The sequence below is a fragment of the Halomonas sp. ND22Bw genome (assembly GCF_003011945.1).
In the GTDB taxonomy this organism is placed as follows: Bacteria; Pseudomonadota; Gammaproteobacteria; order Pseudomonadales; family Halomonadaceae; genus Halomonas; species Halomonas halophila.
The window spans coordinates 361940-374010 of record NZ_PXWD01000001.1 but is presented as its reverse complement, the minus strand read 5'-3'; the positions used below and the strand labels follow the sequence as shown (position 1 = coordinate 374010).

At 69.6% G+C, this 12071-nt stretch carries 8 protein-coding genes; 5 read left to right on the top strand and 3 right to left on the bottom strand.

The features are described 5' to 3' along the window. Positions 1 to 76: 76 nt before the first annotated feature. Complete coding sequence (locus CVH10_RS01810) at positions 77 to 763, top strand: TetR/AcrR family transcriptional regulator (RefSeq protein WP_106487660.1); 687 nt, start codon at positions 77 to 79, stop codon at positions 761 to 763. Here the strand turns inward: CVH10_RS01810 and CVH10_RS01805 are convergent. Continuing rightward, positions 750 to 2126 (bottom strand): NCS2 family permease, encoded by a 1377-nt coding sequence (locus tag CVH10_RS01805; RefSeq protein WP_106487659.1) that lies wholly within the window; start codon positions 2124 to 2126, stop codon positions 750 to 752. The genes CVH10_RS01810 and CVH10_RS01805 overlap by 14 nt on opposite strands. A gap of 204 nt (positions 2127 to 2330) precedes the next feature. Here CVH10_RS01805 and hrpB point away from each other — a divergent pair, with 204 nt between their 5' ends. Then, on the top strand, positions 2331 to 4790 hold the full coding sequence (gene hrpB, locus CVH10_RS01800) for an ATP-dependent helicase HrpB (protein ID WP_106487658.1): 2460 nt from the start codon (positions 2331 to 2333) through the stop codon (positions 4788 to 4790). A gap of 13 nt (positions 4791 to 4803) precedes the next feature. Here the strand turns inward: hrpB and CVH10_RS01795 are convergent, their stop codons facing one another. Continuing rightward, positions 4804 to 7515: an HAD-IC family P-type ATPase gene (locus CVH10_RS01795; protein WP_106487657.1), complete on the bottom strand. Its 2712-nt coding sequence runs from the start codon at positions 7513 to 7515 to the stop codon at positions 4804 to 4806. Between the two features lie 116 nt (positions 7516 to 7631). On the opposite strand from CVH10_RS01795, the gene CVH10_RS01790 reads away from it, so the two are divergent. Further along, positions 7632 to 8087 carry a YchJ family protein gene (locus CVH10_RS01790; protein ID WP_106487656.1) on the top strand — a complete coding sequence of 152 codons (456 nt, stop codon included), beginning with the start codon at positions 7632 to 7634 and terminating at the stop codon, positions 8085 to 8087. Between the two features lie 120 nt (positions 8088 to 8207). Here CVH10_RS01790 and CVH10_RS01785 read toward each other — a convergent pair whose 3' ends face one another. Beyond that, positions 8208 to 9542, bottom strand: a complete 1335-nt coding sequence (locus CVH10_RS01785) for a Na+/H+ antiporter family protein (protein ID WP_035595798.1) — start codon at positions 9540 to 9542, stop codon at positions 8208 to 8210. A gap of 240 nt (positions 9543 to 9782) precedes the next feature. Between CVH10_RS01785 and CVH10_RS01780 the strand changes: the two genes are divergently transcribed. Continuing rightward, positions 9783 to 10844, top strand: coding sequence for an HlyD family secretion protein (locus CVH10_RS01780; RefSeq protein ID WP_035595800.1), 1062 nt, complete (start codon positions 9783 to 9785; stop codon positions 10842 to 10844). Positions 10845 to 10905: 61 nt separating this feature from the next. Then, positions 10906 to 12012: a DUF2955 domain-containing protein gene (locus CVH10_RS01775; RefSeq protein ID WP_369335704.1), complete on the top strand. Its 1107-nt coding sequence runs from the start codon at positions 10906 to 10908 to the stop codon at positions 12010 to 12012. Positions 12013 to 12071 lie beyond the last annotated feature (59 nt).

The following is a 12071-nucleotide window of genomic DNA, read 5'->3' as shown; positions in this document are numbered from 1 at the left end:
CGGTGATGCCGAATTGCCTTGGTGCCGGGCTCTCAGGCACTCTTTGGCCCCAGATCGGTACCGACAGCGAGGGCCCATGGCCAAGGCAGACAACGGCAGTGAACAGGAAGGCGGTGCCATCCGCCGGCGCAACGAGCAGGCGATCCTGGCGGCGGCGGAGCGGGTCTTCGCCCGTCACGGCTATCGCGGGGCCAGCGTGCAGGAGATCGCCGAGCAGGCGGGGCTGCCCAAGTCCAACGTCCTCTATTACATGGGCAGCAAGCGCAAGCTCTACGTACGCCTGCTGGAACGGGTGATGGAGCGCTGGAACGCCATGCTCGACGACATCTCGGCCGACGACGATCCGGCCGAGGTGCTGTCGGCCTTCATTCGCTCGAAAATGTGGATGTCGCGCCGGCATCCCGAGGGCTCGCGGCTGTTCGCCAGCGAGATCATCGGCGGCGCGCCCTTCCTGCAGGAGTATCTGAGCGGCGAGCTGCGCGACTGGGTGCACAGCCGCGCGGCGGTGTTTCGCCAGTGGGCCGAGCGGGGCCTGATGGACCCGGTCGACCCGGTGTGGCTGATCTTCCTGATCTGGTCCTCGACCCAGCACTACGCCGACTTCGAGGCCCAGGTGCGGGGGATCACCGGCCGCGAGGCGCTCTCCGACGAGGATATCGAGCGCATCACCGAGTTCCTGACCCGGGTGGTGATCAAGGGCTGCGGGGTGAAGCACCCCGCCGACCGCGTGCCGGCCGACGAGGCACCGCTTACTGAGCGGTGACCAGCAGCAGCACCGACAGCGCCGCCGACACCCACATCGCCGGGCGGATGTCCTCGAGGCGCCCGGTGGCCACCTTGATCAGCACGAAGCTCATGAAGCCGAAGGCGATGCCCAGGGTGATCGAGTAGGTCAGCGGCATCAGGATGATGGCCAGGAAAGCGGGGAAGGCCTGGTCGAAGCGCTGCCAGTCGATCTTTCCGATGGGGGCCATCATGAACAGCCCCACCAGCACCAGCGCCGGGGCGGTGGCAATGCCGGGGACCAGCGACAGCAGCGGCGAGAGGAACAGGAAAGGCAGGAACAGCAGCGCGATCACCACCGCCACCAGGCCGGTGCGGCCGCCCTGGGCGACGCCGGCGCCGGACTCGATGAAGGTCTGGGCGGCGCTGGTGCCGAGTGGTGCGGCGATCATCGAGGCGAAGGCGTCCACCGTCATCGAGCGCTTGAGGTTGCGCGGATTGCCGTCCTCGTCCTTGAGGTCCGCCGATTCCGACAGCGCCATGAAGCACGACAGGGCGTCGAAGAAGTTGGTGAACAGCATCACGAAGATGAACGGCAGGTAGGCCACCTTCAGCGCGCCGAGGATGTCGACCTGCATCACGGCGCTGAAGTCCGGCCAGGCGGCCAGCCCGTTCCAGGCCACCATCACCTCGTCGCCCCACAGCCGGCCCATGGGCGCGGCCATCAGCGTGGTCAGGGCGATGCCCATGATCAGCGCGCCGTTGAAGCGCAGGATCACGAACACCGCGGTGGCCACCAGCCCGAGGAAGAAGGTGGCGAGATGGGCGTCCATGGTGCCGAGCGACACCAGGGTGGCGTCGCTGCCGACGATGAAGCCGGCGTTCTGCAGCCCGATGAAGGTGATGAACAGCCCGATGCCGCAGGTGATGGCGTAGCGCAGCGACAGCGGGATGGCCTCGATGATGGCGCGACGCACGTTGAACACCGCCAGCAGGGCGAACAGCACCCCCGACCAGAACACGCAGCCCAGCGCGACTTCCCAGCTGAGACCGGCGCCCAGCACCAGGGTGTAGGTGAACAGCGCGTTCATGCCCATGCCCGGGGCGACCAGGATCGGGTTGCGGGCGTAGAGGCCCATCGCCAGGCTGCTCATGAAGCTGATCAGCACGGTGGCGGAGAGCGCCGCGGAGAAGGGAATGCCGGCGTCCGAGAGCACGGCGGGATTGACCACGATGATGTACATCCCGGCCAGGAAGGTGGCGATGCCGGCCAGGATCTCGGTCTTCAGCGTCGAGCCGCGACGGGTGACGCCGAACCACCGATCGAGGAGAGGCAGGCTGGCCTGCCGCGAGGGGACGTCCGCGTGGAGCGCCCCGTCGGCGCGGGGGGAAGTCTGTTGCATGCCGATACCCTGTTGTTGTTGTGGGTGGTGTGAGGCAGATTTTTTCTGACCTTTTGGTCAAGATCAGCGAGAACCAAGGCTAGCCCCTGGTTCGCCGGCGTGCAAGCGTCGGGCCGGCGGCACCCGGTCACCCGGGGCGTCGTGAAGCGCGCGCCCCTGGGCGGAAGGCAAGAGCGATGACAGACGAAACGACAAGAGACGAGCATGACCACAGGCGTGAATGACGCTACTCCGACCGGCCTGCCCATCGAGGCGAGGCTTGATGACATCCAGGTCGCGCTGGCCGGGCACGCCCGCGCCCTGCTGGTGGCCGAGCCCGGCGCCGGCAAGACCACCCGCGTGCCGCTGGCGCTGCTCGAGGCCGACTGGTGCCGCGGGCAGCGCCTGCTGCTGCTCGAACCCCGCCGCGTGGCCGCCCGGCTGGCGGCGGGGCACATGGCCGATTCCCTGGGCGAAGCCGTGGGGCAGACGGTGGGCTACCGGATGCGTGGCGAGTCCCGCGTCGGGCCCGAGACGCGTCTCGAGGTGGTCACCCAGGGCGTGCTGACGCGCATGCTCCAGGAGGACCCGCTGCTCGAGGGCGTGGCCGGGGTGATCTTCGACGAGTTCCACGAGCGCAGCCTCGACGCCGACCTCGGGCTGGCGCTGACCCTCGACGCCCAGTCGGTGCGCGACGACCTGCGCCTGCTGGTGATGTCGGCGACTCTGGACGTGGCCTCGCTGACCGCCGTGCTCGGCGAGGAAACGCCGGTGATCGAGTGCGAGGGGCGCCAGTTCCCGGTCGCCACTCATCACCGACCGCCGAATCGCTCGTCCCATCCCCGTGACGACGCCGCGCGTCATCAGGCGGCGGTGGTGGCCGAGGCGCTGGCGGCCGACGATGGCGATGCCCTGGTGATCCTGCCGGGCGTCGGCGAGATCCGCCGGCTGGCGCGGGCGCTGTCCGATCGGCTGCCCGATGCCGCCATCCACGAGCTTCACGGCCGGCTGCCGCTGGACGCTCAGCGTCGGGCGCTGGCACCCGACGCCGAAGGCCGCCGCCGGGTGGTGCTGGCCACCGCGATTGCCGAGTCGAGCGTCACCGTGCCCGGCGTGCGGCTGGTGATCGACGCCGGCCAGGAGCGGCTGCCGGTGTTCCAGCCGCGCACCGGCCTCACGCGCCTCGAGACCCGCCGGGTCAACCGGGCCAGCGCCGATCAGCGCCGCGGCCGCGCCGGCCGCCAGGGGCCCGGCGTCTGCTACCGGCTGTGGGCCGAGGAGCAGCCGCTGGTGCCGGACCGCGAGCCGGAGATCCGCCAGGCCGACCTGGCCCCGCTGGCCTTCGAGCTGGCGCGCTGGGGCATCACCGAGCCGCAGTCGCTGACCTGGATCACGCCGCCGCCGGCGGGGGCGCTCGCCGCCGGGCGCGAGCTGCTGCGCGGCCTCGGCGTGCTGGACGATGCCCATCGGCTGACGGCGCTGGGCCGCGCCTGCGCGCGCTGGCCGACCCACCCGCGGCTGGCGGTGATGCTTCAGCGCGCGTCCGAGCTCGACGCGGCGGCCCTGGCCTGCGGCCTGGCGGCGCTGCTCGAGGGTCGCGGCGCCGACGACGAGCGTGACCTGGCCGCGGCACTCGAGCGGCGCTTCGCCAGCCCAGGCGAGGATCGCGCCTGGCAGCGCGATGCCAAGCGCCTGGCGAGCCTGATGGGCTGCCGGCTGTCGTCGCCGCGGATGGAGGCGCTCGGCGAGCTGCTGGCGCTGGCCTGGCCCGAGCGCATCGCCCAGCGGCTCTCGCCGGGGCGCTTCCGGCTGGCCGGCGGCGGGCAGGGCACGCTGCCCGAGTCGCACCCGCTGGCCCACGCCGAGCTGCTGGTGGCGGTGGCCCTGGACGGCGAGGGCGGCGGCGGGCGGATCTTTCGTGCCGCGGCCCTGGACGAGGCACGGCTCACCGCGCTGCATCCCGAGGCCGGCCAGTGGCGCGATCATCTCGAATGGTCGGACGAGCGCGGGCGGCTGGTCGGCGAGCGGCGTCGCGGACTCGGCGCCGTGGTGCTCGAGCGCCGGCCGCTGACGACGCTGCCGCCGGAGGCCGCCCAGCAGGCGCTGCTCGAGGCGGTGCGCCGGCGCGGGCTGCCGTTCGACGAGGCCACCGAGCAGCTGCGCGCCCGGGTCGCGCTGCTGCGCCGCACCCTGGGCGACGACTGGCCGGACTGGTCCGACGAGGCGCTGCTCGACGACCTGGACGCCTGGCTAGGGCCCTACCTGGCCGGGCTGTCGCGCCTCGACGAGGTCGAGGCGCTGCCGTTCGCGCGCATCCTGCGCGACGGCCTGGCCGGCGGCCAGTCGGCCCGGCTCGACGCCCTGGTGCCGACGCATCTGGCGGTGCCCAGCGGCTCGCGGGTGGTGCTGGACTATCGCGGCGAGACGCCGGTGCTGGCGGTGAAACTGCAGGAGGTGTTCGGCTGGGAAGCCGCGCCGCGGCTGGTCGACGGCCGGGTGGCGCCGCTGCTGCACCTGCTGTCGCCGGCGCGGCGCCCGCTGCAGGTCACCGCAGACCTGGCGAGCTTCTGGGCCAACGGCTACCCCGAGGTGCGCAAGGACATGCGCGGCCGCTACCCCAAGCATCCCTGGCCGGAGGATCCGTGGTCGGCCCAAGCCACCGCACGGACCAAGCGGCGGAGCTGAGTCGTTCCCGGGGTCAGGCTCGACGGCGCCACAGCGCCTTTTCGCCCTCGACGATCAGCAGTACGGCCAGCGCGGTGGCCAGGATCACGACCCAGTGCATCGGCGCCAGGCCTGCGGCGCCGAACAGGCGTTGCAGGACGGGCACGTAGGTCCAGGCCAGCTGGATGACGGCAATCAGGCCGATGGCCACCCATACCGGACGACTGCCGAACAGGCCCCGCCATGAGAGCACCCCCTGGATCAGGTAGCGGCTGTTGACCAGGTAGGCGGCGGAGCCCGCGACCAGCATGTTGACCGCACCGGACCTGGCCTGCTCGAGAGCGCCGCCTTGCATGTCGTGGATCCAGGTGAAAATGCCATAGGTGGCCAGCAGCAGCAGCGTCGAGACGAAGATCACCCGCCACAGCAGGAAGAGGTCCAGCAGGGCGGCGTCCGGTTTCCTTGGTGGGCGTCGCATCAGGTCGTGTTCGCCGGGTTCGAAGGCCAGGGCGAGGCCCAGGGTCACCGCCACGGCCATGTTGACCCACAGCGCCTGGAGCGGGCTCACCGGCAGCAGCGCCCCGCACAGCACCGCGACCATGATGGCCAGGCCCTGGGCGCCGTTGGTGGGCAGCAGGAAGGTGATGGTCTTGCGGATGTTGTCGTAGACCTTACGGCCCTCGCGGATGGCGGCGACGATGGTGGCGAAGTTGTCGTCGGCCAGGACCATCTCTGCGGCCTCCCGAGCCGCTGCCGTGCCCTGTCGCCCCATGGCCACGCCCACGTCGGCGCGCTTGAGGGCCGGGCCGTCGTTGACGCCATCGCCGGTCATCGCGCAGACCTCACCGCATGACTGCAGGGCCTCGACCAGCCGTAGCTTGTGCTCGGGGGTGGCTCTTGCGAAGACGTCGACCGTCATGACGCTGTCGATCAGCGCCGCCTCGGACATGCTCTCGATCTCGTGGCCGCTGATCACCCGGCCCGTGTTGGCGAAGCCCAGCCGCTCGGCGATGGCGCGCGCGGTGACGCCGTGGTCGCCGGTGATCATGACCGGACGAATGCCCGCGGCCCGGCACTCGGCCACCGCGGCGATGGCTTCCTCCCGGGGCGGGTCGAGCATGCCCACCAGACCCAGCAGTACCAGTTCCGACTCGGCGTGCTCGTCGGTCAGCTTCAGGCGTGAGGACAGCGGTTTCTCGGCCAGGGCCAGCACGCGCAGGCCCCTGTCGGACAGGGCATGGAGGCGTTGCTCCCAGAGAGAAAGATCCAGTGAGTCCTCGCCCCGCTCGGTGCGCACCCGGTGGCACATCGCCAGCAGCCTGTCCGGCGCGCCCTTGACCAGCAGACGGCGACTCCCTTCCATGTCGTGAAGGGTGGCCATGTACTGGCGTCCGGCGTCGAAGGGGATGGCGTCGTGTCGGACATGATGACGGCGCGTCTGCTCCACCGGCAGGCCGGCCTTGGCGGCGGCCACCACCAGCGCTCCCTCGGTAGGGTCGCCATGGATGCGCCATGCCTCGTCTTCGTGGACCAGCTCGGCGTCGTTGCACAGTACGCCGACGTTCAGGAAGTGACGCAGGGCATGCTGGTCATCGAGGTCGAGCGGGGCCGGGCTGGTCTCGCCGTTGTCGACGCGGTGGAATGCGCCCTCGGGGGCGAAGCCGATGCCGTCGAGGTGAAACTCGCCTTCGGGCAGCCAGATCGACTGGGCGGTCATCTCGTTGCGGGTCAGGGTGCCGGTCTTGTCCGAGCAGATCGTCGATACTGACCCCAGGGTCTCCACCGCGGGGAGACGACGGATGATGGCTCGCGAGCGGGCCATGGCCTGAACTCCCAGCGCCAGGCCGATGGTGACGATGGCCGGCAGCCCCTCCGGGATGGCCGCGACCGCGAGGCCTACCGCGGCCATGAACATCGTCGGCCAGGGACTCCCGTGCAGCAGCACGCCGACCAGCGCCGTGGCGATCGCGCATGTCAGGATCAGCGTTGCCAGTACCCGTCCGGCGCGGTCGAGCTGGCGCAGCAGCGGCGTGCGCAGTGGCTCGACCCTGCCCAGCAGCGCGGAGATGCGGCCGAGTTCGGTGTCCGCTCCGGTCGCCACCACCAGCCCCCGGGCGCTGCCCTGCGCCACCAGGGTGCCGGCATAGGCCATGCTGCTGCGATCGCCGAGCTCGGCGTTTTCCGCCACCGCTGCGGTGCCCTTGTCCACGGGTAACGACTCGCCGGTCAGTGTGGCCTCCTGGTGTCGCAGCCGACGTGCCTCCAGCAGGCGCAGGTCGGCAGGCACGCGATCGCCGCTCTCCAGCAGGACGATGTCTCCCGGCACCAGTGCCTCGGCAGGCACTTCCTGGCGGCGGCCGCCGCGCAGTACCTGGGCGCTTGGGGCGAGCAGGTCGCGAATGCGGGCCAGCGCCTGCTCGGCACGGCCTTCCTGGACGTAGCCGACCAGCGCGATGATGGCGACCACGGAGAGGATGGCAATGGCATCCACGATGGCGCCGAGGGCCAGGCTGCCGAGGGCCGCGACGATCAGAATGACGATCAGCAGGTTCGCGAACTGTGACACCAGCCTGCGCCAGGCGGAGCGAGGGCGTGCCTGGGGCAGGCGGTTGGGACCGAAGCGTCGCCGGCGCTCGGCGACGGCCTCGTCGGACAGGCCGCGCGGATGGCTCTGTTGGCGATCGAGGGCCTCTTCGGCACTCAGGGCGTGCCAGGATGTGGTCGGGGAGTGATAGGCGACGTCCATGCCTTGGCCTCCGTGGCGAGGGCGTGTGATGAGGATGCTGCAGCGCAGCGGAGGCGACAAGTGACGGACACGATTCGCTATCATGTCCGGTTCACCCCTTGACCTGGATCAATGCCATGAATGACGCCGAACCCTGTCCCTGCGGCAGTGGCCTGCCGCTTACGGCCTGCTGTGGCCGCTACCATGACGGTGAGCCGGCGCCGACGCCCGAGGCGCTGATGCGCTCGCGCTACAGCGCCTTCGCCCTGGGCCTGAACGACTATCTGCTGGAGAGCTGGGCGCCCGAGACGCGTCCGACGGCCTTGCCGGACGACGATCCGACCCAGTGGGTGCACCTCGAGATCCTCGATCACGGCGAGGACGGCGATACCGGCAGGGTGCACTTTCGCGCCACCTTCCGCGAGGGGCGCCGCTGGGGCGCTCTGGAGGAGCGGTCGCGCTTTCGGCGCGAGGCGGGCCGCTGGGTCTACGTGGACGGCGAGCCCTCGGTGACCCGGCTCAAGCCGGGGCGCAACGATCCCTGCCCGTGTGGGAGCGGGAAGAAGGGCAAGGCCTGCTGCGTTCGAGGCTGATCCGCCTGTTGGCCGGATCGCCGGCATGAAACACAACAGCCCCGCCGGCATATACCGGCGGGGCTGTTGTGTCTTGCAGCTTCAAGCGTTCGGCTTGCCGCTCCCGGGCAACGCCCGGGTTCAGAGCGTCATGGCGGCGAGCCAGCCGAAGCCGATCAGCGGGATGTTGTAGTGCAGGAAGGTCGGCACCACGCTGTCCCAGATGTGGTCGTGCTGGCCGTCGGCGTTGAGGCCGGCGGTCGGGCCGAGGGTGGAGTCCGAGGCCGGCGAGCCGGCGTCGCCCAGGGCGGCGGCGGTGCCGACCAGGGCGATGGTGGCCATCGGCGAGAAGCCGAAGCCGATCGCCAGCGGCACGTAGATCGAGGCGATGATCGGAATGGTCGAGAACGACGAGCCGATGCCCATGGTGATGAACAGGCCCACCAGCAGCATGACCAGGGCGGCCAGGCCCTTGTGGTCGCCGATCAGGGCGGTGGAGCTTTCTACCAGGCTCTCGACCTGGCCGCTGGCCTGCATGACGCTGGCGAAGCCGGCCGCCGCGATCATGATGAAGCCGACCAGCGCCATCATGCGCATGCCTTCGGTGAAGATGTCGTCCTGCTCGTGCCAGTGGAACACGCCGCTGACGGAGAGTACGGCGAAGCCGAACAGGCCGCCGAGCACCATGGAGCCGCTGACCAGCTGTACCACCACGGTGCCGACCAGCGACAGACCGAGCACGGCGATCTGCCAGGGCTTGAGGTGGCCGGCGGCCTCGGCGGGTGTCTCGTCGCCGTGGGCCAGGTCGCGGTCTTCGTAGCTGCGCTTGCCGCGATAGCTGAGCAGGATCGCCACGACCAGGCCGATCGCCATGCCGCCGATCGGCACGATCATCGCCGTGGGCACCATGGCGGCGGTCACGTCGAGGCCGTTGTCGTTGAGGTTGGTCAGCAGGATGTCGTGGAGAAAGATCGAGCCGAAGCCTACCGGCAGCAGCATGTACGGTGCGGTGATACCGAAGGTGATCACGCAGGCCACGGCGCGACGGTCGAGCTTCAGGTGGTTCATCAGCTTGAGCAGTGGCGGCACCAGCACCGGGATGAAGGCGATGTGCACCGGGATCAGGTTCTGCGAGCTGACCGAGAAGGCCAGCAGCACGCCGAGCAGCACATAGACGATGGTGCGGCGGTGGGGGATTCCCTGGTCCAGCCGGAGCCCGGCGATGGCCTTTTGGGACAAGAGCTGGGTGATGCCCGAGCGTGACAGGGCCACGGCGAAGGCGCCGAGCACGGCGTAGGAGATGGCCACGGTGGCCCCGTTGCCCAGGCCGTCGTTGAAGGCGTCCATGATCTCGCCGATCGGCATGCCGGCATAGAGGCCGCCGACCAGGGTGGCGGCGATCAGCGCGAAGACCACGGACACCCGCATCAGGCTCAGGGTGACCATGACCAGGATGGCAAGCACGATGGCGTTCATGAGGGTTCCTTGCGGGAGGGTCGGAGGAATGGGCGGAAAATCAAGCCGCCCATTGTAGTCATCTCGGCTGGCGATGCCAGGCATGCCGCGCCGTTCGGGCCATCGAGGGCCCGAGAGTGGCGGGGCGAGGGGACGGTTACGATTGCATGGCATCTTTTAGCTTGCTAAAAGAATTGCTATCATCTCGGCCTTTTGCCCCATCCGGTCGTCCTGGCCGGTGGCATCGACGGGAGCGAGTCCATGACTCCAGATCAGAGTTTCGCGCGCTGGGTCCGGGTCGCGCTGGCGGCCTTCGGCGTGCTGTTCGTCTACTTCATCATCGCCGACACCTTCATGCCGATGACCCCCCAGGCCCGGGTGCTACGCCCCGTGGTGCGGGTTGCGCCGGAGGTGTCGGCCCGCGTCGAGGCGGTGGCCGTGACCAACAATCAACGGGTCGAGCGCGGCGACGTGCTGTTCTCGCTCGATCGCGCGCCCTTCGAACTGGCGCTGCACCAGGCCCGGCTTGCCCGAGAGGCGGCGGTCCGCGACAACGCGCTGCTCGAGGCCGATCTCGCCGAGGCCCATGCCGATCTCGATGCGGCCCGGGCCTCCGCCGACGAGCTGGCCGGGGAGCGCCGTCGAGCCGAGACGATGCTCAGTCGCCACAGCATCTCCCGGCAGCGGGTCGACAGCATCGTGGCCGAGGAGCGCCAGGCGCGTTCCTCGGTGGCGGCGGCCCAGGCCCGTATCCGTCAGCTGGAGGTACAGCTCGGCGAACGCGGCGACGGCAACCTGCAGCTGCGCCAGGCGGATAACGCCATCGATCAGGCCGAGCTCGACCTGTCGCACACTCTGGTGCGCGCCGAGCGCGACGGCGTGGTGACCAATCTTCAGCTGCGCGAGGGCGATTACGTCACCCGCGGGCAGCCGGCGCTCGCGGTGGTGGGCGAGGGGCTCGATCTGGTCGCCGACCTGCGCGAGAAGAGCCTTCGACACGTGCGCGAAGGGGAATCGGCCCGGGTGGTCTTCGACGCCCTCCCGGGACGGGTGTTCGAGGCGCGCGTGGCCTCGCGGGATGCCGGCGTGCAGGATGGTCAGCTGGCCGCGGACGGCACGCTGGCGGACATTCCGGCGACCGACCGCTGGGTACGCGACGCCCAGCGCATTCGCCTCCACCTCGAGGTGGAGGATCCGCCCGAGCCGCTGCCCGTCAGCGGCGCGCGGGCCACCGTGCAGCTGCTGCCCGAGGCGAATCCACTGGCGACCCTGTTCGGCGGCCTGCAGATCCGGCTGATGTCCTGGCTGCACTATGTCTATTGATCGGCCAGATCGGCCTGGGCAGGGTGACGACGCTACGGCATCGGAAACGTGGCGCGAGCTGGTGCATCGGGTGAGACGGCTGCTGCTGCGCTCCGCAGGACTGGTGCTGCCGCATCGCGGCCATGGCCCCGAGGAGCAGGAAGCCGGGGAGTCTCGCTTCTCGTCCAACGACATGCGGCAGTGCCTGCGCGTGGCTTTCGCGGGCATGATCGGCTTCGCCATCAGCCACTTCATGCACTGGGACTATGGGGTCTTCTTCACCGTCTATCCCATGTTCCTGGTCGGCATGATACCGGTCTTCAATGCGCACGTGGTGCGCCAGTTCCTGGGCAACGCCTGCCTCAACGTGGTCGAGGTGTCGCTGGTGGTCGGGTTGACCCAGCACATGCCGGTGGTGATGACGGGACTGGCGTTCCTGCTGTTCTATTCGCGTTTCCGGCTGATGGCGAAGGGGCCGCTGTTCCTGTTCGGCGCCAACGGCGTGCTGACGCTCAGCGTGCTGTTGCACTTCGCCAGCTATCCCGAGGTCGATCTCTTCGATCTGCTGACCCATAACGTGGTGGCCAGCGTGCTGGCCGTGTGCCTGGCGGCGTTGATGCACTTGCTGTTTCCCGATCGAGAGGCGCGCCAGCCTCCGCCGACGGTCGACAAGCCGGCTTCCCTTGTGCGACACCAGACGCTGATCGGCGCCATCATCGCCACGCTGTCCTTCACCGTCTTTCAGATCCTGGACCTGAGGGACTCGCTGTCGGCGCAGATGGCCACCATCCTGATTCTCTTCGCGCTGGGTTACCCCAACGCCAGGGTGTCGGCGGTCAAGCGCGGGGTCGGGGCCCTGCTGGGCTGCAACATGGCGATCCTGATGCAGCTGCTGCTGTTTACCCAGGCCGACCATCTGCTGCTGGTGATGCTCAGCTACTGGGTGGGATTGATGCTCTTCGCGCGCATCCATCTGCTCGAGGGCGGGGGATCGGGCGTCGGCTTCGGTGCCCTGACCACCCTGGGCATCCTCTATGGCCAGTACCTGGGCCCGAATCAGGATTTCGTCTATGCCGCCCTGTACCGGTTCAGTTCCATGAGCGTGGCGATGGTCGTCACCCTGGTGGCGATGGCGGTGCTGCATCGGCTGCTCAACGCTTCGCCGATGACACGAGACACGGCGCCCTGAGGGCATACGGCCTGGAGGCACGAGGGGCGATGGGGCTATCATCGGCGCGGTTTCATTTG